Source organism: Massilia psychrophila, assembly GCF_002760665.1.
Classification (GTDB): Bacteria; Pseudomonadota; Gammaproteobacteria; order Burkholderiales; family Burkholderiaceae_D; genus JAFCUW01.
In genome coordinates this window covers 1-19,975 of record NZ_PDOB01000036.1, presented here as the reverse complement: position 1 = coordinate 19,975, position 19,975 = coordinate 1, and the positions used below count along the sequence as shown (strand labels likewise).

Annotated in this window: 22 protein-coding genes and 1 pseudogene; 14 read left to right on the top strand and 9 right to left on the bottom strand. The window is 64.4% G+C overall.

What is annotated here, in order from left to right:
* Positions 1-120 precede the first annotated feature (120 nt).
* The 10 genes from CR103_RS18065 to CR103_RS18020 are packed head-to-tail and all read left to right on the top strand — an operon-like array spanning position 121 to position 11,219.
* Complete coding sequence (locus CR103_RS18065) at positions 121-1,581, top strand: form I ribulose bisphosphate carboxylase large subunit (RefSeq protein WP_099917325.1); 1,461 nt, start codon at positions 121-123, stop codon at positions 1,579-1,581.
* A gap of 41 nt (positions 1,582-1,622) precedes the next feature.
* Positions 1,623-2,042, top strand: a complete 420-nt coding sequence (locus tag CR103_RS18060) for a ribulose bisphosphate carboxylase small subunit (RefSeq protein ID WP_099917324.1) — start codon at positions 1,623-1,625, stop codon at positions 2,040-2,042.
* Positions 2,043-2,057: 15 nt separating this feature from the next.
* Positions 2,058-2,975: a CbbX protein gene (gene cbbX, locus CR103_RS18055; RefSeq protein WP_099917323.1), complete on the top strand. Its 918-nt coding sequence runs from the start codon at positions 2,058-2,060 to the stop codon at positions 2,973-2,975.
* Positions 2,972-3,736, top strand: a complete 765-nt coding sequence (locus CR103_RS18050) for an HAD family hydrolase (RefSeq protein WP_099917322.1) — start codon at positions 2,972-2,974, stop codon at positions 3,734-3,736. Before cbbX ends, CR103_RS18050 begins: the two co-directional genes overlap by 4 nt.
* 13 nt (positions 3,737-3,749) lie before the next feature.
* Positions 3,750-4,445 carry a ribulose-phosphate 3-epimerase gene (gene rpe, locus CR103_RS18045; RefSeq protein ID WP_229443600.1) on the top strand — a complete coding sequence of 232 codons (696 nt, stop codon included), beginning with the start codon at positions 3,750-3,752 and terminating at the stop codon, positions 4,443-4,445.
* Between the two features lie 31 nt (positions 4,446-4,476).
* Positions 4,477-5,553, top strand: coding sequence for a class 1 fructose-bisphosphatase (locus tag CR103_RS18040; RefSeq protein ID WP_099917320.1), 1,077 nt, complete (start codon positions 4,477-4,479; stop codon positions 5,551-5,553).
* A 34-nt stretch (positions 5,554-5,587) separates the two neighbouring features.
* On the top strand, positions 5,588-6,469 hold the full coding sequence (locus CR103_RS18035) for a phosphoribulokinase (RefSeq protein ID WP_099917319.1): 882 nt from the start codon (positions 5,588-5,590) through the stop codon (positions 6,467-6,469).
* Positions 6,470-6,481: 12 nt separating this feature from the next.
* Positions 6,482-8,515: a transketolase gene (tkt, locus tag CR103_RS18030; protein WP_099917318.1), complete on the top strand. Its 2,034-nt coding sequence runs from the start codon at positions 6,482-6,484 to the stop codon at positions 8,513-8,515.
* On the top strand, positions 8,515-9,231 hold the full coding sequence (gene gph / locus CR103_RS18025; RefSeq protein WP_099917317.1) for a phosphoglycolate phosphatase: 717 nt from the start codon (positions 8,515-8,517) through the stop codon (positions 9,229-9,231). Before tkt ends, gph begins: the two co-directional genes overlap by 1 nt.
* Before the next feature lie 20 nt (positions 9,232-9,251).
* A complete protein-coding gene (locus CR103_RS18020) occupies positions 9,252-11,219 on the top strand; it encodes a helicase-related protein (protein ID WP_229443598.1) in 1,968 nt (655 codons plus the stop codon).
* A gap of 4 nt (positions 11,220-11,223) precedes the next feature.
* Here the strand turns inward: CR103_RS18020 and CR103_RS18015 are convergent, their stop codons facing one another.
* On the bottom strand, positions 11,224-11,406 hold the full coding sequence (locus tag CR103_RS18015) for a hypothetical protein (RefSeq protein WP_099917316.1): 183 nt from the start codon (positions 11,404-11,406) through the stop codon (positions 11,224-11,226).
* Between the two features lie 154 nt (positions 11,407-11,560).
* Here CR103_RS18015 and CR103_RS18010 point away from each other — a divergent pair, with 154 nt between their 5' ends.
* Positions 11,561-12,001: a PaaI family thioesterase gene (locus CR103_RS18010; protein WP_099917315.1), complete on the top strand. Its 441-nt coding sequence runs from the start codon at positions 11,561-11,563 to the stop codon at positions 11,999-12,001.
* A gap of 7 nt (positions 12,002-12,008) precedes the next feature.
* A complete protein-coding gene (locus tag CR103_RS18005; protein ID WP_099917314.1) occupies positions 12,009-12,452 on the top strand; it encodes a group I truncated hemoglobin in 444 nt (147 codons plus the stop codon).
* A gap of 29 nt (positions 12,453-12,481) precedes the next feature.
* Here the strand turns inward: CR103_RS18005 and CR103_RS18000 are convergent, their stop codons facing one another.
* Both CR103_RS18000 and CR103_RS17995 read right to left on the bottom strand, forming a co-directional pair.
* A complete protein-coding gene (locus CR103_RS18000; RefSeq protein ID WP_099917313.1) occupies positions 12,482-13,180 on the bottom strand; it encodes an anti-sigma factor in 699 nt (232 codons plus the stop codon).
* On the bottom strand, positions 13,177-13,767 hold the full coding sequence (locus CR103_RS17995) for a sigma-70 family RNA polymerase sigma factor (protein ID WP_229443596.1): 591 nt from the start codon (positions 13,765-13,767) through the stop codon (positions 13,177-13,179). The genes CR103_RS18000 and CR103_RS17995 overlap by 4 nt, the downstream gene beginning before the upstream one ends.
* Before the next feature lie 295 nt (positions 13,768-14,062).
* On the opposite strand from CR103_RS17995, the gene CR103_RS17990 reads away from it, so the two are divergent.
* On the top strand, positions 14,063-14,881 hold the full coding sequence (locus tag CR103_RS17990; protein WP_229443594.1) for a DUF3034 family protein: 819 nt from the start codon (positions 14,063-14,065) through the stop codon (positions 14,879-14,881).
* Positions 14,882-15,020: 139 nt separating this feature from the next.
* On the opposite strand, the gene CR103_RS17985 is transcribed toward CR103_RS17990, so the two are convergent.
* The 5 genes from CR103_RS17985 to CR103_RS17965 form a co-directional block, all read right to left on the bottom strand.
* Positions 15,021-15,542: a TlpA disulfide reductase family protein gene (locus tag CR103_RS17985; RefSeq protein ID WP_099917310.1), complete on the bottom strand. Its 522-nt coding sequence runs from the start codon at positions 15,540-15,542 to the stop codon at positions 15,021-15,023.
* Between the two features lie 75 nt (positions 15,543-15,617).
* A complete protein-coding gene (locus CR103_RS17980; protein ID WP_099917309.1) occupies positions 15,618-16,277 on the bottom strand; it encodes a BON domain-containing protein in 660 nt (219 codons plus the stop codon).
* The gene (locus CR103_RS17975) at positions 16,270-16,866 is read right to left on the bottom strand and encodes a phosphoheptose isomerase (RefSeq protein ID WP_099917308.1); all 597 of its coding nucleotides are present in this window, start codon (positions 16,864-16,866) and stop codon (positions 16,270-16,272) included. Before CR103_RS17975 ends, CR103_RS17980 begins: the two co-directional genes overlap by 8 nt.
* A 65-nt stretch (positions 16,867-16,931) precedes the next feature.
* The gene (locus CR103_RS17970) at positions 16,932-17,291 is read right to left on the bottom strand and encodes a YraN family protein (RefSeq protein WP_099917307.1); all 360 of its coding nucleotides are present in this window, start codon (positions 17,289-17,291) and stop codon (positions 16,932-16,934) included.
* 1 nt (position 17,292) lies between these two features.
* The gene (locus CR103_RS17965; protein WP_180279453.1) at positions 17,293-18,576 is read right to left on the bottom strand and encodes a penicillin-binding protein activator; all 1,284 of its coding nucleotides are present in this window, start codon (positions 18,574-18,576) and stop codon (positions 17,293-17,295) included.
* A 10-nt stretch (positions 18,577-18,586) separates the two neighbouring features.
* On the opposite strand from CR103_RS17965, the gene rsmI reads away from it, so the two are divergent.
* Entirely contained in the window at positions 18,587-19,498 is a 912-nt protein-coding gene (gene rsmI / locus CR103_RS17960; RefSeq protein ID WP_099917306.1) for a 16S rRNA (cytidine(1402)-2'-O)-methyltransferase, read from the top strand.
* 141 nt (positions 19,499-19,639) lie between these two features.
* Here rsmI and CR103_RS22855 read toward each other — a convergent pair.
* Positions 19,640-19,975 (bottom strand): annotated as a pseudogene (locus CR103_RS22855) (hypothetical protein); the annotation flags it as partial.

The following is a 19,975-nucleotide window of genomic DNA, read 5'->3' as shown; positions in this document are numbered from 1 at the left end:
GACCTATCAGTGATTTCTTATGCAAGCATTTATCAAATTGATTAGACCTGATAGTAGTCAATTTATATAGTGAAGTCCATGGATTACTCAACGGGCCCCGGCCCAGTCAAGGAGAAGACGATGGACGGCAACGCTGCACAGATCATGGACACCAAAAAACGCTACACCGCCGGCGTGCTGAAATATGCCCAGATGGGCTATTGGGCCGCCGATTACGTGCCAAAGGAAACCGACGTGCTGGCGGTGTTTCGCATCACCCCGCAAGACGGCGTCGATCCGATCGAAGCGGCCGCCGCGGTGGCCGGCGAATCGTCGACCGCGACCTGGACGGTGGTGTGGACCGACCGCCTGACCGCCTGCGACATGTACCGCGCCAAGGCCTACCGGGTCGATCCGGTGCCGAACAATCCCGGCCAGTATTTCTGCTGGATCGCCTACGATTTGTCGCTGTTCGAGGAAGGCTCGATCGCCAACGTCACCGCGTCGATCATCGGCAACGTGTTCAGCTTCAAGCCGTTAAAAGCGGCGCGGCTGGAGGACATGAAATTTCCGGTGGCCTACATCAAGACCTTTCCCGGCCCGCCGACCGGCATCATCGTCGAGCGCGAGCGGCTCGACAAGTTCGGCCGCCCGCTGCTGGGCGCCACCACCAAGCCGAAGCTGGGCCTGTCGGGGCGCAATTACGGCCGCGTCGTGTACGAAGGTTTGAAGGGCGGCCTCGACTTCATGAAGGACGACGAGAACATCAACTCGCAGCCTTTCATGCACTGGCGCGACCGCTATCTGTTCGTGATGGAAGCGGTGCAGCGCGCCACCGCCGCCACCGGTGAAGTGAAGGGCCATTACCTGAACGTCACCGCCGGCACCATGGAAGAAATGTATCGCCGCGCCGAATTCGCCAAGCAACTCGGCTCCGTCGTCATCATGGTCGACCTGGTGGTCGGCTGGACCGCGATCCAGTCGATGTCGTTCTGGTGCCGCCAGAACGACATGATGCTGCACATGCACCGCGCCGGCCACGGCACCTACACGCGCCAGAAAAACCACGGCGTGTCGTTCCGGGTGATCGCCAAATGGCTGCGCATGGCCGGCGTCGACCACCTGCACACCGGCACCGCCGTCGGCAAGCTCGAAGGCGACCCGATGATGGTGCAAGGTTACTACAACGTCTGCCGCGATTCGCACACGGTGCAGGATCTGCCGCGCGGCATCTTCTTCGACCAGGACTGGGGCTCGCTGCGCAAGGTGATGCCGGTGGCGTCAGGCGGCATCCACGCCGGCCAGATGCACCAGTTGCTCGACCTGTTCGGCGACGACGTCGTGCTGCAGTTCGGCGGCGGCACCATTGGCCACCCGCAAGGCATCCAGGCCGGCGCGCTTGCCAACCGGGTGGCGCTGGAAACGATGGTATTGGCCCGCAATGAAGGGCGCGACATCAAGAACGAAGGACCGGAGATTTTGCGCGACGCCGCCAAATGGTGCTCGCCGTTGAAGGCGGCGCTCGATACCTGGGGCGAGATTTCGTTTAATTACACCTCGACCGATACCTCCGACTTCACCCCGACGGCGTCGGTTTCCTGAGCGCGATTTCTGACCACGGTTTACATTAAAGAGGACACATCATGCGCATCACTCAAGGCACGTTTTCATTTTTGCCCGATCTGACCGACGTTCAAATCGCCCGGCAGATCGACTATTGCCTGGCCAAAGGCTGGGCGCTGGCGATCGAATACACGGACGATCCGCACCCGCGCAACACCTACTGGGAAATGTTCGGCCCGCCCATGTTCGATGTGCGCGACCCGGCCGGCATCATGGATGAACTGGCGCGCTGCCGCGACAGCTTCGCCAACTACTACATCCGCGTGACGGCGTTCGATTCGAGCGCCGGCACCGAATCGATCGTCATGGCCTTTATCGTCAACCGCCCCAAGGTCGAGCCGGGTTTCAGGTTGCTGCGCCATGAAGTCGAAGGGCGCACGGTACGCTACAGCATCGAGAGCTACGCCGTGCAAGCCAATCCGGAAGGCGCGCGCTACTAGCGCGGCGAGGCCGTCATGGACACCCGCGACCTTCCCGATCATCCCGCGCCTGCGCCCGGTAATGCCTTTGCCGCTGCGCTGGCGGCCTCCGGCATCACCGAGCTGCTGGCCCAGTTAGACCGTGAGCTGATCGGCCTGGCGCCTGTCAAGGGGCGCATTCGCGACATCGCCGCGCTGCTGCTGGTCGACAAGCTGCGCACCGAACGCGGCTTGTCGGCCGGCGCGCCCAGCCTGCACATGTGCTTCTCGGGCAATCCCGGTACCGGCAAGACGACGGTCGCGCTGCGCATGGCGGCCATCCTGCACCAGCTCGGGTATGTGCGCAAAGGCCACCTGGTGGCGGTGACGCGCGACGACCTGGTCGGCCAGTACATCGGCCACACCGCGCCGAAAACGCGCGAAGTGCTGAAACGGGCGATGGGCGGCGTGCTGTTCATCGACGAAGCCTATTATCTGTACCGGCCCGAAAACGAGCGCGACTACGGCCAGGAGGCGATCGAAATCCTGCTGCAGGTGATGGAAAACAACCGCGACGACCTGGTCGTCATCCTGGCCGGCTACAAGGACCGGATGGACACGTTTTTCGCCTCCAATCCCGGCATGTCGTCGCGCATTGCCCACCATATCGACTTTCCCGATTACGGCGTCGACGAACTGGGGAAAATCGCCGACCTGATGCTCGCCGCCATGCACTACCGCTTCGACGACGAGGCAGTACACGTGTTCGCCGCCTACCTGGAGCGGCGCATGGCCCAGCCGCATTTCGCCAACGCCCGCAGCGTGCGTAACGCGCTCGACCGGGCGCGGCTGCGGCACGCCTCGCGCCTGATGGGCCAAAGCGACGCGCTGGCCGACGAAGTCACCTTGACCACCATTACCGCCGCCGACCTGCTGGCCAGCCGCGTGTTTGCCGATGCCAAGGGCGCGCCATGAAAGCGCTGATCTTCGACGTCGACGGCACCTTGGCCGATACCGAAAGCGCGCACCGGCAGGCGTTCAATGCCGCCTTCCGCGAGGTCGGCCTCGACTGGCACTGGCACGAGTCGCTGTACGCCAGCCTGCTCGACGTCGCCGGCGGCAAGGAACGGCTGCAGTACTACTGGCAGCTGGTCGACCCGGAGCATGCCGGCGACAGCCATGCCAGGTCCACCATCGACGCCGTGCACGCCATCAAGACGCGCCATTACGACGCCCTGGTCGGCGCCGGCCAGTTGCCGCTGCGCCCGGGCATCCTGCGCCTGATCCGCGCGGCGGGCGAAGCGCGCCTGGCCGTGGCGATCGCCACCACCACCACGCCGGCCAACGTCGACGCGCTGCTGCGCACGCCGCTGGGCAGCAATTGGCGCGCGCTGTTCGCTTGCGTATGCGACGCCGGCAGCGTCGCCAACAAGAAGCCGGCGCCGGACGTCTACCTGGCGGCGCTTGCCAAATTGAACCTGCGCGCGGACGAATGCATCGCCTTCGAGGATTCGCACAACGGCTTGCAGGCCGCCCGCGCGGCCGGCATTCCAACCGTCGTCACGCCGACCGCCTACACCCGCAGTCATCAATTGGGTGGCGCCTTGATGCTGCTGCCGCACCTGGGCGACCCCGAACAACCGCTCGACTCTCCAGTTGCCGGCGCCAGCGTGCGCTGGGTCGACCTGGCGGCGCTGCGTCGCTGGCACCAGACAACGATTACCAAGGCGGCGTGACATGAACACTGCGATGAAAACCCAAGCAATCCGGCTCGCGCCGTCGATCCTGTCGGCCGACTTTGCCCGCCTGGGCGAAGAAGTGCGCGCCATCGAGGCCGGCGGCGCCGACCTGGTGCACGTCGACGTGATGGACAACCATTACGTCCCCAATCTCACCATCGGCCCGCTGGTGTGCGCGGCGATCCGCCCGCACGTCAGCATTCCCCTCGACGTCCACCTGATGGTCGAGCCGGTCGATGCGCTCATTCCCCTGTTCGCCCAGGCCGGCGCGCGCATCATCACGTTTCACCCGGAGGCGAGCCGCCACGTCGACCGCACCCTCGGCATGATCCGCGAGCTCGGCTGCAAGGCCGGCCTGGCCCTTAATCCAGCCACGTCGCTGGCCGTGTTGGACCACGTGATGGACAAGCTCGACATGATTTTGCTGATGAGCGTCAATCCCGGCTTCGGCGGCCAGAAATTCATTACCGCCACCTTGCCGAAGCTGGCAGCGGCGCGCGCGCGCATCGAGGCCCACGTTGCCAGCGGCGGCCAGCCCATCTGGCTGCAGGTCGATGGCGGCGTCACGGTCGACAATATTGGCGCCATCCGCGCCGCCGGGGCCGACACGTTTGTCGCCGGCAGCGCCGTGTTCGGCGCGCCGGATGCCGATGGCGGCTACCGCGGCGTGTTGCAGCGCCTGCGCGCCCACGCCGGTCAAGACTAATTTCAATATATTCAACCAATAGGAGACAGCAATGACCTCGCCCCATCGCCTCACCCTGACGCAATTTCTGATCGAAGAGCGGCGCCGCTTTCCGCACGCCAGCGGCGATTTCAACAGCCTGATCCTGAACGTCGCGCTGGCCTGCAAATCGATCGCCCGCAAGGTCGCTTTCGGCGCGCTCGGCGCGGGCCAGGGCGACGTCGGCGGCGCCATCAACGTGCAGGGCGAAACGCAAAAAGAGATGGACGTCGTCAGCAACCAGGTTTTTTTGCAAGTGAACGAATGGTGCGGCTGCCTGGCCGGCATGGCGTCCGAGGAAATGGCCGAGCCCTACCAGATTCCCGACTGCTACCCGAAGGGTAAATACCTGCTGGTGTTCGATCCGCTCGACGGCTCGTCGAACATCGACGTCAACGTCGCGGTCGGCAGCATTTTTTCGGTGCTGCGCGCGCCCAATGGCGACGCGGCGGTCACCGAGCAGGATTTTTTGCAGGCCGGCGCCAGCCAGGTGGCCGCCGGCTACGCCGTGTACGGCCCGGCCACCATGCTGGTACTCACCGTGGGAAACGGCGTCAACGGTTTTACGCTCGACCTGGAACTGGGCGAATTCATGCTCACCCATCCGGCCATGCAGGTGCCGCCCGACACCTGCGAATTTGCCATCAATGCGTCCAACAGCCGGTTCTGGGAGCCGCCGGTCAAACGCTACGTCGACGAGTGCATGGCCGGCCAGACCGGCGGGCGCTGCAAGGATTTTAATATGCGCTGGATCGCCTCGATGGTGGCCGAAGCGCACCGCATCCTGATGCGCGGCGGCGTGTTCCTGTACCCGCGCGACAGCAAGGACGCCAGCAAGCCGGGCCGGCTGCGCCTGCTGTATGAAGCCAATCCGATCGGCTTCATCATCGAGCAGGCCGGCGGGCGCGCCAGCACCGGCCGGCTGCCGGTGCTCGATGTAAAGCCGACCTCGCTGCACCAGCGCATCGGCCTGGTGTTCGGCTCGCGCAACGAAGTCGACCGCATCGAGCGCTATCACAACGACGCGCAGCCGACGGAGATGATGAACCCGCTGTTCAACGAGCATGGCCTGTTTCGCATGCCGGCCTGATGCCCTTGCCCGAACCTCTACTTGAAAGCCCATCATGTCCGAACGTCATCCGATCATCGCCATTACCGGCTCCTCCGGCGCCGGCACCACGTCCGTCACGCACACCTTCGAAGCGATTTTTCGCCGAGAAAAGATCAAGTCCGTCGTCATCGAAGGAGACAGTTTTCACCGCTACGACCGCGCGGAGATGAAGGAAAAGCTGGCCGCCGCCGAACAGATCGGCGACATGAGCTTCAGCCATTTTGGCCCGGACACCAACTTGTTCGCCGAATTGGAGGCGCTGTTTCGCGATTATGCCCGCAGCGGCACGGCGCGCCATCGCAAGTACTTGCACGATGCCGGGGAGGCGGCGCCGTACCAGCAAGAGCCCGGCACGTTTACGCAGTGGGAAGACATTCCCGGCGACAGCGACCTGCTGTTCTACGAAGGCTTGCATGGCGGCGTCGTCAACGACACCGTCGACATCGCCCGGCATCCGGATTTGCTGATCGGCGTGGTGCCGGTGATTAACCTGGAATGGATCCAGAAGCTGTGGCGCGACAAGTCCAAGCGCGGTTATTCGACCGAGGCGGTGACCGACACCATCCTGCGCCGCATGCCCGATTACGTGAACCACATCTGCCCGCAGTTCACCCACACCCACGTCAATTTCCAGCGTGTGCCGTGCGTCGACACGTCGAATCCTTTTATCGCGCGCGAAATTCCGGCGCCCGACGAAAGCTTCGTAGTGATCCGTTTTGCCAATCCCAAAGGCATCGATTTTCAGTACCTGCTGAACATGGTGCAAGCTTCGTTCATGTCGCGCGCCAACACCATCGTGGTCCCTGGCGGCAAGATGGAACTGGCGATGCAGCTCATTTTTACGCCCTTCATCCTGCGCATGATGGAGCGCAAAAAGCGCGCCCTCGACAACTAAAAAAGGCACCTCATGAACGCTCCTGACAAGACCATGGTTGATGCCAGCGCCGATTGCCTGCGCTTCCTCGCCGCCGATGCCGTCCAACAAGCCAACTCCGGCCATCCGGGCGCGCCGATGGGCATGGCCGACATGGCCGACGTGCTGTGGCGGCGCCACCTGCGCCATAACCCGGCCGACCCCAAGTGGCTCAACCGCGACCGCTTCGTGCTGTCCAACGGCCACGCCTCGATGTTGCTGTACGGCTTGCTGCACCTGACCGGCTACGATGTGGCCGTAGAAGACATCAAGCAATTTCGCCAACTGCATGCGCGTACCCCCGGCCATCCGGAAGTGGGCATCACACCGGGCGTCGAAACCACCACCGGCCCACTCGGCCAGGGCCTGGCCAACGCGGTCGGCATGGCGCTGGCCGAAAAAATGCTGGCAGCCGCCTTCAATCGCCCCGGCCACGACGTCATCGACCATCGCACTTACGTGTTTGTCGGCGATGGCTGTTTGATGGAGGGCATCAGCCACGAAGTCTGTTCGCTCGCCGGCACCTTGGGACTGGGCAAATTAGTCGTGTTTTACGACGATAACGGCATTTCGATCGACGGCGACGTCAAGGGCTGGTTCACCGACGACACGCCGCAGCGCTTCGCCGCCTACGGCTGGAACGTGATCGCCGCCGTCGACGGCCATGACGCCGACGCGCTCGACCGCGCCATTTTCGACGCGTGTGCTCAGTCCAGCCTGCAACACAGCCGCCCTACCCTGATCTGCTGCAAGACCGTCATCGGCAAAGGTGCGCCGACCAAGGCCGGCGGCCACGACGTCCACGGCGCCCCGCTCGGAGTCGATGAAATCACCGCCATGCGGCTCGCGCGTCAATGGACGGCGGCGCCGTTCGAGATACCGCCGCACATTGCCGCTGCGTGGGACGCGCGCGAAGCCGGCCGTGCCCGCCAAACAGCATGGGACCAGACATTCGCCAGCTACCGCGCCGCCTATCCGGCGCTGGCGTTGGAGCTCGAACGGCGCAGCGCGGGCACCCTGCCGACCGTTTTGTCCGAACAGTTCGCGCAACTGCTGCGCCAGCCGGGCGAGCTGCACAACAAGGTGGCAACCCGCAAGGCTTCGCAAATCGTGCTCGAACATATCAGCGCGGCGCTGCCCGAATTTTTCGGCGGCTCGGCCGACCTGACCGGCTCCAATTTGACCAACGTGAAGGCATCGGTACGCATCCAGGCCAATGGCAGCGGCAACTATCTCAGCTATGGGGTGCGCGAGTTCGGCATGGCGGCGATGATGAACGGTATCGCGCTGCACGGTGGTTTCATTCCGTTCGGCGGCACTTTTCTCACGTTCTCGGATTACTCGAGGAATGCGATTCGGATGGCGGCCTTGATGAAGCAGCGCGTCATCCACGTCTTGACGCACGACTCGATTGGTCTGGGCGAAGACGGGCCGACCCACCAGCCGGTCGAACACATGGCCAGCCTGCGCCTGATCCCGAATAACCGGCTGTGGCGCCCTTGCGACGGCGTCGAGACGGCGGTTGCCTGGCAGGCGGCGTTGCAGCGCCATGATGGCCCCACCTGCCTGGTGCTGTCGCGCCAGGCGCTGGCGCCGTTCGACCGCACGGCGCAGCAAATCGACGCTATTGCCTTGGGCGGCTACGTGCTGGCCGATGCGCCGCAGGCGCCGGCGTTGCCACATATAGTGTTGATCGCCACCGGCTCGGAAGTGGAAATCGCGGTGGCGGCAGCGCACCAGCTGGCGCTTGAAAACGTGTCGGCGCGGGTCGTCTCGATGCCGTGCGTCGAAACGTTTTATGCGCAAAGCACAGCCTATCGCGACGCGGTGCTGCCGCCCGGCGTGCCGCGGGTGAGCGTCGAAGCCGGCGTCACCTGGTTCTGGCGCGCGGTGGTGGGCGAGCACGGCATCGCAGTCGGACTCGACAGCTTCGGCGAGTCGGCTCCGGCCGAACAGCTGTATGCCCATTTCGGCATCACCGCGGCGCACGTGGCGACATGCGCGCTGACCGTCGTCAAGGGCGTGTGATGGGTGCCCATGAACGAGCGGTCTTGATCGACCTTGACGGCACCCTGGTCGACAGCGCGCCCGACATCGTCGAGGCGGCCAACCGCATGCTGGGCGCGCTCGGCGCGGCGCCGTTGCCATCGAAAACCATCAGTGGCTTCATCGGCAACGGCGTGCCGACCCTGGTGCGGCGGGTGCTGGCGGCGTGTTCGCTCGCGCCGGCAGTCGACGAGGAACGTGCACAGGGTTTGTTTCATCGGCACTACGAGGACACCAACGGCCGCTTCGGCAACGTGTTCCCCGGCGTGGTCGAGGGGCTGGACGCGCTGCGGCGCGCCGGCTACCGCCTTGGCTGCGTGACCAACAAGCCCGAGAAAGCGACCAATTTTCTGCTGGCGATCAGCGGCCTGGCCCCCTATCTCGAGACCGTGGTGGCCGGCGACACCATCGCCTACATGAAGCCGTACGCTGAGCCGCTGCTACACGCCTGCCGCGAAATGGGGCTTGATCCCGCGCTGGGCGTGCTGGTGGGCGACTCGGCTGTCGACGTGGCCGCCGCGCTGGCCGCGCAGATGCCGGTCTACATCGTGCGCTATGGCTATCCGGGGCCGGGCGGGCACGCCGCCGTCGGCATGCGGGGCGCCGTCTTCATCGATTCGCTGGCCGAGATGCCGGCGCTGCTGTCGGCGCGCGCAAAATTGGGCGCTGTATCGGAGGTGCGATATAGTAGCGAATAAACCTACCCTGTTTTTTCGCCATGAAGACCGACCCGATTTTTCCCTTGCCCGACGAAGACGATGACACCAACGACGCCGTACTGAGTGCCGAGCTCGCCGCGCTCGGCGTGCGCCTCGTCAAGATGGAAGGCCGGGTGTTCGTCCGTTTTACTGGCCTCGTCAAATACCAAGACCTGCGCGTGCCCTACCAACTGGTGCCGGCGCATGGCGTGCTGGCCAAGCCGGGCAAGTGGCGCAAAATGGCTCCCCAGGCGCAGCGCGCGCTGGTGCTCGAGCGAGCCAGCCCGGCGGCGATCGAGGCCTTGCATGTTAGCGTGTTTGATTTCGTGCGCCAGATTGCGGAGCTGGCCGACGATTGCGACTTCGACGCCATGACGTTTTTGAACACGTTGGCGGAGCTCGAGACGTCGGAGCCGGCCGAGCACGTCTACGACCGCATTCGCCAGCGCATCATCCACGCGGTCGAACGCGAACAGGAAGAACGCCACGCCGCGCGCACCAAGCAAAGCATCAACCTGGCCGAATACCCGGCCTCGTTCGACGTCGCCAGCCGCATGCCGCGCCGCTTCATCGCGCTGCTGGGGCCGACCAATTCGGGCAAGACCCACCGCGCGATGGAAGCGCTGATGAAGGCGCCGAGCGGCATCTATCTGGCACCGCTGCGCCTGCTGGCGCTGGAGAACTTCGAGCGCATGCAGGCAGCGCTCGTGCACGGCAGGCCGCTCAAGGTCAGCCTGGTCACGGGCGAAGAGCGGCGCCTGGCCGAAGGCGCTACCCACGTCGCCAGCACCGTCGAAATGCTCGATTCGCGCACCCGCGTCGATGTCGCCGTGATCGACGAAATCCAGATGCTGGCCGACCGCGACCGCGGCGCCGCCTGGACTGCCGCCGTGTGCGGCGCGCCGGCTTCTGTCGTCTACCTGGTCGGCGCGCCGGAAGCGCGGCGCGCGATCGAGGCGCTGGCCGAGCGCCTCGAGGTGCCACTCGAGGTCCACGTGCTCAAGCGCATGGCGCCGCTGGCGATGGAGCCGGGCGCGGTGCGCAAGCTGCGCAACCTGAAGCGCGGCGACGCCGTCATCGCCTTCTCGCGTCGCGAAGTGCTCAAGTGGCGCGACATGATCACCGACATCGGGCTGTCGGTAGCCACCGTGTACGGCAACCTGTCGCCGGAAGTGCGGCGCGCCCAGGCCGAGCGCTTTCGCAACGGCACGGCCGACGTCGTCGTCGGCACCGATGCGCTGGCGATGGGCCTGAACATGCCGATCGCGCGCATCGTGATGACCACCGCCATCAAGTACAACGGCGTTGAGGAAGAAGAGATCTCGGCCGCGCTGGCGCGCCAGATCGCCGGGCGCGCCGGCCGTTACGGCGTGCACGAGGAAGGTTTTGTTGCCGGCTACGACGACGACACCCATGCCGTGATGCGCGAGCTGCTGAAGGAAAAACTGGCGCCGCTGGCCACCAGCGGTTTCGCGGTGGCGCCGTCGATCGAAAACCTGCACCGCATCGCCGCCGTCACCAACGAGACGTCGCTGGTCAAGCTGCTCAAGCGCTTCGTCCACAACATCGACGTGCCGGATGGCTTCTTCTATCCGCGCATTACCGACGAACAGTCCGAGCGCGCGATCTGGCTCGACACGCTGACGCTGACGGTGGCCGAAAAATTCATGCTCTCGCTGGTGCCGATTTCAAGCAAGGTGCCGTCGTTGCAGGGTGCGTGGGAACACTGGGCGACGTCGCTGGCAAAAAAAAGGGTCTGCAAGCTCGAACCCGACAGCGGCTCGCTGCGCTTCTTGAACCTGCAGGAGGTCGAAGACGCCTGCCGCCGTTATTCGGCATATGCCTGGATCGCCTACCGCCAGAGCGAATATTTTCCGAGCGTGGAGCTGGCGCAGGCGTTGTCGCGCGCCGCTTCCGAGCGGGTCGATGCGCTGCTGCAGGCGCAAAACGCGGCGGCGCGCCAACAAAGAAGCGGCAAGAAGCGCTAGCCGATCAGCCGCGCCGCTGCACGAACATGCGCCGCAGCGCATCCTCTTCTTCCTTGACGTCCGAACGCGCGGCATCGAAGTGCCCTTTGCGCGCGCGGTGGCCAGCCTGGCCTCGGCCGCCGCAAGTCTCACCCTGGCCTTTGCGACGTCCTTTTCGAGGCCGCCGGCAGTCGAACTCCAGGGTCATTGGGGTTCTCGTCTGTTAAATGTTGCTGATGAAAAGTAATAAAATTATTTATTCGGTAAAAGTTATTGGGGGCTTCCCCGGTTTTTACCGCGCAAGCGCAAATTTCCCCTAAGATGGCCGCACCAAGCAGTGACGCGCCATTCAAGGAATCATCATGAGTAACAAAGAAAATAAAAGAGAAATGACCCCCGAGCAGTTGAACGACATCGGGGTCGGCCACTTTCCCGGTTACCTCGGCATTCAAATCACCCGGGTCGGCAACGGCGAAGTGGCGGCGCGCATGGCCATCTTGCCGCACCACCTGGCGCCGAACGGCTTCCTGCACGCCGGCAGCGTGGTGACGTTGGCCGACACCGCCTGCGGCTACGCCTGCCGCGTCAACCTGCCCGATGGCGCCGACAACTTCACCACCATCGAACTGAAATCGAACCATCTCGGCACCGCGCGCGATGGCGCCATCGACGTGGTGGCCAAGCCGGCCCACCTGGGCCGCACCACGCAGGTGTGGGACGCCGTCGTCACCAACGCGGCGAACGGCAAGACGATCGCGATTTTCCGCTGCACGCAAATGATCCTGTATCCAAAATTGAATTGATTACCCCATGAAAATCACTTTTAAACGTAGCGCCGCCCGTGTCCTTGCTGGCGCCGCGCTGGCCCTGGCCACCCTGTCACCGGTCCATGCGGCCGACGACGCCACCTTCCGCGGCCTAGGCGGCAAACCTGGCATCAAGAATATCGTCGCCACCCTTGTTCCGCTGGTGTTGGCCGACCCCCGCATCAAGGAGACGTTTTCGGATTCGGACATGAAGCAGGTGGCGATGCGGCTCGAGGAGCAGTTTTGCATGCTTAGCGGCGGTCCGTGCGAATACGAGGGCGAGCCCATGAAAGAAGTCCACGGTGGCATGAAGATCACCAATGCGCAATTCAACGCATTGGCCGAGGACTTGCAGATCGCGATGGAACGCAACGCTATCCCATCGCATGTGCAGAACCAGCTAATGGCAACACTGGCGCCGATGCAGCGCGCCATTGTGACAAAGTGACGAAGTAGCGAAGAGCTGTCGCCTGCAGCTTACAGCCGCATCCAGGCGCCCTTGTACACGATCGGCCCGGTCGGACCGTTCGGATCGGGCGAGCCGCCCTTCGGTTCGAGCGTTACCGCCAGCAGGGCGACGTCGGCGCCGATCGCTTTGTCGGTCAGCGGAAAGCTGCCGCGGTTACTCGCCAATACCCCCAGCGAGCGTGGGTTGCCCGACTTCGGCACCGCCCACAGGTGCAGGCTCTTGTCAGGGGCGACAGGGGCGGCCGACAGCAGGCGTACCTCAAGTGCCTTGTGGCGCTGGTCGGCGGTGACCAGCATCGCGCTCTGGCTCTTGTCGTCGGTCAGCGTGGCGACATACGAGATGGCCGGCGCGTCGGCAACGCGGGTCACAACCACCACCAGTAGCAGCGCGGCCAGCCCGGTCGAGACCATGCCAAGGCTGCGCCAGAACGCCAGGTTTTCGTTGAGCCAGAACTGCCAGGCGCTGGCCTTGCGTTCGAGGCCGAGACGTCGCTCGATTGCGCGCCACACGCTTTTTGGCGGCTGCGCGTCGCCGGCGAATTCGGCCATGGGCGCCAGGCGCTGCTGCCATTCGGCGGTGAGCCTGCGCAGGTCGGCGTCCTGGTGCAGCCAGGTTTCGAAACGGCGCCGGGCGCCGCCGCGCAGGGTGCCGAGCACGTATTCGGCGGCCAGCTTCTGGCGCAGCACGATGTTGTTGCGGATGTTCATGCCTGCTCCCGGCGCGCCAGGCACACGCGCAATTTGTCGAGGCTGCGCCGGATCCAGGTTTTAACGGTTCCGATCGGCAGCTTCAACTGCGCCGCGACCTCGCTGTGCGACAGGTCGTGGAAATACGCCAGCGCCACCACCTGGCGATGGGCCCCTTCGAGCGCCGACATGCACCATGCCAGCGCTTTGGCGTCGCCACTCATTTGCAGCGCCTCGATGGGCGTTGCTTGCGGATCCTGCAATGCGTTCATGACATCGCCATCAAATTGTTGCGCATCGATTTCGACCACGGCGTCGGTGCGGCGCAAATGGTCGAATGCCTTGTTGCGGACAATCGTCGCCATCCAGGTCATCGGCGCGGCAAGATGACTTTGGTAATTGGCGGCATTGTTCCAGATCGCGACATAGCTTTCTTGCAAAATTTCTTCGGCAAGCTCGCGCTTGTGCAATATACGCAGCGCGAAGCCAAACAGTTTCGATGAACTTGCATCGTAGAGCGCGCGGAAGGCGGCGGCATCGCGTTTGCCGGCTGCCATTAGCCAGATCTTCAGTTGCTGCGGGTCAAGTGAGTGGACGGCGATAGACACAGCTGAGCCTTGATGTAAGAGGGTGACGGGACGGAAAGGCGCTACCGAACGGCTCAGGTTAACGCACATGCATACCAAAATACAACAATATTGTAGCTAAAATATTCAAAAATAGTCGAATTCGCACGGGCTTGGCTGGCAAGCAAGCGAAACGCTGCGTTGGCTGGAAGCAAGTGTATAAAATTTGCTGATCGTTCCTGGAGGATTCATGCACCACCGTTTTTGTATGACAGCGCACCGACTCGCGCTCTTGCTCGCCACAACTTTTAGCGCTGGCACAGCAGTCGGACAAGTGATGCCCGACATGGGCAAGCTGACAGCCACCGGCGGCGTCAGCCAGGTCGAAGGCGCCGGCGGCGGCGGCCTGACCCCGTGGGCGTTGATTGGCGGCTACGGCAGCCGCGACAGCTGGGGCGCCAACGCCCACTTCACCCGCGCGGCGACCCAGGATTACGCGCTCGAATCGTACGGGGTTGCGGTGGGCCTGTTCGACCGCATCGAGCTATCGCTGGCAAAGCAAAACTTTCGCGGCAGTTTGGCGCCGCTGAACGATTTGCGCATCCGGCAAGACATTGTCGGTTTAAAAATAAAACTGGTGGGCGACGCGGTGTACAACCAGGATCTGGTGCTGCCGCAGATCGCGGTTGGTTTAATGGCCAAGCGCAACAAGGGCGTCGGCGGCCTCGGCGCGATTGGCGTGACCAAGGTCACCCAGCTGGGCGCTAAAAATGAGAGCGGCGTCGATTACTACGTGGCGGCGACCAAGCTGCTGCTGGCGCAAAGCCTGCTGCTGAACGCCACCGTGCGCGCAACCAAGGCCAATCAGATGGGCCTGCTCGGCTTCGGCGGCGACAAGGGCAACAGCTATCAGGCCAAGCTGGAAGTGTCGGCCGCGTACATGCTCAGCCGCAAGCTGGTGGCGGGCCTGGAATACCGCACGAAGCCGCGCAACCTGGCACTCGATAACGAGAAGGCGTACTACGACGTGTTCGTGGCGTGGTTCCCGAACAAGCACGTGTCGGTGACGGCGGCGTATGTGGTGTTGGGGGATATTACGGTGTTCAATCCAGCCAGGCAGCGCGGGGCGTATTTGTCGGTGCAGACGGGGTTTTAATGCGTTACCTGGTAGCCGGTGGTCCTGGCGAATGCGGGGGGCAGCCCGGGCGCAGCGGCAACACCTGGCTTCGTCCGTTAACATTCGATCAGCTTATCGCGCAAGCCGTCGTCCCCGCGTGCGCGACGACGACGCTGTATCAACCAGCCGCCAGCGCCTTTTGCAGCAACGCGTGCAATTGGCCGAATTCCGGCTCGCCGACATAGCGCTTGAGGATCTTGCCATCCTTGCCGATCACGAAGGTGGTCGGCGTCAGTGCGACGTCGCCAAACGACTTGGCCAGGTCGCCGCCCGAATCGAGCGCCACCGTAAACGGCAGCTTGCGCGTCTCGGTGAAGTTGAGCACGTAGTTCGGCGGGTCGTATTTCATTGCTACCGCCACGAACTGCAGCCCTTGCCCCTTGAATTTATTGTACGTTTCGACCATCTGCGGCATTTCCCTTACGCAGCTGACACACGACGTCGCCCAGAAATTGACCATCACTACCTTGCCGCGCAGGCTTTGGGTGCTGATCTTGTCGCCGGCCAGGCTGATGAAGGTGACGTCCGGCGCCGCCACGCTGCTGCCGAGCGTGGCATAGCCGACGCCGGCCAGCGCCAGCACCAGCGCACCGATGGCGGCCGGTTTGATCCAGGAACGGGGAGCGGCAGGCAATGTCATGATAGTTGGCAGGGATAAGTGGACAAGGCCATTATAGTCCTGCGTGCGCGGGGGGCAGGTGCGCGCCCGAAAATATTACAGGCCTGGCTTGGGCGGCTGTAAGGCGCGCAGTTCGTCTTCACTGATGTAGTCGAAGATCTTGATGACCTTTTGCACCCCGGACACCCCGCGTGCGATGTCGGCGGCGAGCTGGCCTTCGCGCTCGGTCACGCGGCCCATCAGGTAGACGGTGCCGCGCTCGGTGACGACCTTGAACGAGCTGGCCGAGATGGTCTTCATGTCGACCAGGCTGGCCTTGACCTTGGTGGTGATCAACGCATCCGACGAGCGCGATGTATAGCTCGACGGGCCGGAAATGTCGAGTTCGTTGGCGATCGACTGCACGCCGTCGATGCTGCGCACGTCGCGTTCCACCGTGGCCTTGGCCGCCTCGTTGGCCACTTCACCGGTCAGCAGCACCTTGCGGTTGAAGCTGGCGATATTCACATGCGCGTCCGGGCCGGCGATTTTCGGCACCCGCAGTTCGGCCTTGACCGTGATCGTCTTGTCCTCGGTCTGCGCGCCCAGGGTGCGGCGGTCGGCAGTGGCGACGGCGCCCATCACGGCGCCGCCGACGATCATTTCGACGCAGCCGGAAAGACTGGCCAGCAGGGCTGCACAAAGGATCGCTTTCGTCACTGGACGCACAAACGCACGCGCAGTCGGGCGGATAAGGGGCTGGCCGGGTTTATTCATTCACATCTCCTCCAAACAGGGCGACGTCGATGCCGTCGCAAATACAGTGGATCGCGACCAGATGGACTTCCTGGATGCGGGCGGTACGGGTATGCGGGACGCAAATATGGACGTCGGCGTCGGTGAGCATCTTGCCAAGCTCGCCGCCATCCTTGCCCGTCAGCGCGACGACGCGCATTTCGCGCTCGAGCGCCGCTTCAACGGCGGCCAGCACGTTGGCCGAATTGCCCGAAGTCGACAGCGCCAGCAGGATGTCGCCGGCCTGGCCGAACGCCTGCACCTGCTTCGAGAAGATCTCGCGGTAGCTGTAGTCGTTGCCAATGGCCGTCATGATGGAGGTGTCGGTGGTCAATGCCAGCGCCGGCAGCGGGAAGCGCTCGCGCTCGAAGCGGCCGACCAGTTCAGCGGCGAAGTGCTGGCAGTCGGCAGCCGAACCGCCGTTGCCGCAGGCGAGAATCTTGTTACCGTTCGACAGGGCGCCGAACATCAGGTCGATGGCATCGGAGATCGGTTGGGATAAGACGGCGGCCGACCTGAGTTTCAGGTCGGCGCTTTCCTGGAAGTGGGCGAGGATGCGTTGAGTATTCATAGTGTGGCGATTATAGAGCAATAGTGCAGCGGCAAGCCGGGCCGCGCAAGTGCGCTCAACAATGCTTACACTTCGATGACGTTGCGCAGCCATGCGAGCTGGCCGGCGTCGATCGCCACCACGTCGAAGCGGCATTCGGGCGGCTGCGGAAAGCGCAGCAGGTACACGCTTGCGGCGCGCACCAGGCGGCGGATCTTGGCCGGCGTGATGCTGGCGGCAGCGCCGCCGTGGGCGGCTGCCGCGCGCTGGCGCACTTCGACAAACACCAGCGTTGCACCGTCGCGCATGACGAGGTCGATCTCGCCGCCCTTGCACGTGAAGTTGGCTTCGACCAGCACCAGGCCACCTTTTTGCAGGTGGGCCAGCGCCGCGTCTTCCCACGCCCGGCCCTGGCGCTGCGTTGGGCTCAGGCGCAGGCCCCACATGTCAGCGCCGTTCCGGCACCAGCGTGAACGCGCCGCCTTCGTACACCGCCGCCGGTTCGATGCGCTCGAAGCGCGCCGGCCCGTTGCCGAAGCGGACCGACAGGCGGCCGGTGACGCCGTCGAGATTGATGTCGGCGCCGGGGCGCAGCGCGATTTCGCGCGCCACCCGGAAAGCGTCGATGCCGAGCGCGTACAGACGGTCCATGTCGAGCGTGCGGGCGGTGGCGCCGCTCCAGCGCGGGTAGGCCATCACCGCCGGATGCGCACTGTCCACTTCCCACGGTAAGTCGAGCAGGCGCAGGCCATTCAGTTCGGTGAGCACCGCGCCGGGATCGGCGCCCGCGCCTGCGAAGGTGCCTGGATTGACCGACGAAGTGCCGTAAATTGGCAACTCCGGCCCGAGCGCGCCGCGCACCTGGCCGGCCTGGCTGGCGTCGAGCGCGGTGAACAGCAGCGCCGGCTGGGCGGCGTCGAGCTGGGCGCTCAGCTGGCCGAGCGACGCTTCGCTCAGGTAGCCGTTCGAGTCGGCCACTACCAGCATCTGCGACGAGTAGCCCAGCTGCTTCCAGCGCGCCGCGAAGCTGGCCGCGATGCGGCGTTGCCAGGCGCTCGAACCGGCGATGATCAGCGCCGTGCCGCCCGGATGCTCGGTGCCGGCCCAGGTAGCGACCTGGCGCGCTTCATCTTCGATCGACAGGCCGATCACCAGCATCTGCGCCGGCAGCGCCGCCGCGCTGGGGAGCGCTACAGGGTGATTGAGGGCGATGGTCGGTTTGCGCACCAGGGCGCTGGCGGCCAGCGCGCTGACCGCGGGACGCGCCAGCGGTCCGACCATGATGTCGTTTTGTTCGACTGCCGCGGCGTAGGCATTGAGGTTTTCCTGTAGGCTATCGCCGGTGTCGACCAGGTTGACGATAAAACCTTCGCGCTCGTGCTCGTAGGCTGCCATGAAGCCGGCGCGTAGCGCCTCGGCCGGCGCGCCCAGGGTCTGCGAGCGCAGCGGCAGCATCAGGCCGATACGGGTCTCGCGGCCGCCCACTGCCGTAGCATCGCCGGGAAATTCGACCGGCCGCGTTTCGAATGGCGCCGATGCGCGCGGCGCGGACATGGGGATGGGTGCGGGCAGTTCGGCGCGTCGATAAGGTGAGGGCGGCGCACTTGTATTTGACTCGATAGGCGCGCACAATCGGCCCGGCGCGTCGCACGGCGTGCTGCAGCCGGCAAGCGCGAGCATCAGAACGCCAGCCAGCGTGGCGACCAGGCTTTTCAGACTACTAATCAGCATCACATTCCCTATGACAGACATCCAGTCCAGCCAGATCGCGCAGCTTCCCGTCATTGGCGAAGCGGCCCTCCAATCCTATCCTACCGCAACACTGTACATTGTTGCCACACCGATAGGCAACGTGACCGACATCAGCCTGCGCGCGCTGCAAGTGCTGGCGCTGGTGGACGCAGTCGCCTGCGAGGACACCCGCAACACCGGCAACCTGATGACCCGTTTCGGGCTGTCGAAGCCGATGATCGCCGCCCACCAGCACAACGAGCGCGAAGTGGCCGAAAAATTGATTACGCGCCTGCTCAAGGGCGAACGCATCGCGCTGGTGTCGGACGCCGGCACGCCGGGCGTGTCGGACCCCGGCGCGCGCATCGTCGACGCGGTGCGCGCCGCCGGACTGCGCGTGCTGCCGCTGCCGGGTGCCTCGGCCGCCATCACGGCGCTGTCGGCCAGTGGCCTGGTCAACGACCGCTTCTATTTTGTCGGCTTCCTGCCGGCCAAGGCGAAGCAGCGCGAGAATGCCTTGCTCGAACTGTTGGCGGTCCCCGCGACACTGGTGTTTTATGAGGCGCCGCACCGCATCCTCGATTGCGTCGAAGCGCTGATTGGGGTGTTCGAGCCGACCCGCCAGGTGGTGTTTGCGCGCGAATTGACCAAGCTGTTCGAAGAAATCCACCGCTGCCCGCTGGCCGAGGCGCTGGCCTGGGTCAAGGCCGACGCTCACCGTGAAAAAGGCGAATACGTCGTCCTGCTCGAAGGCGCCGTCGCCGGCAGCGATGCCGATGAGCTCGAGGCCGAGCGGATTCTCAACATCCTGCTCGCCGAGTGCTCGGTCAAGCAAGCGGCCAGCCTGGCCGCCCAGATCACCGGCCGCAAGAAGAACGCGTTGTACGAGCGCGCCCTCGCCATCAAGGGCGAGCAGGCCTGATTCATCGGGGCAGCCCAAATCTGGCGTCAGTTCCCCCCTTGGGGCGACATTCGCACACGGCCTCTTCAGTGCGCGCTTGATAGTGCCGAGCTTGTGTCCGAATGTCGGAACTGACCCCCGGGCTAGGAACTGACCCCCGGGCTACCATTTGCAGCCGCTGTCTTTCTTGTCCATCAGCAGCAGGAGCGGCGCGAGCAGGCCGCCGGGGATGCCGTCCTTGCAGTCGCGCCGCTTGGCCTGGTTGATCGCGCGTGCGGCACGGGTTTCAGTTTCCAGGGGCTTGGCCGGCAGTCGCGCCAGCGCCGTGCCGGCCTTGGCCGGATCGGGTTCATTGGCCAACTGGCGCGCCAGCTTGCGGGCGGCGTCGGGGTCGAAACGGGGCGGCGAGGGGGGCCCTGATGGCGCCGGCGGCTCGACGGTGAATGCGGCCGGCGGCGCCGGCGCGGCCGGCGGCAGCGCGATGACGTTCGGCGCCCG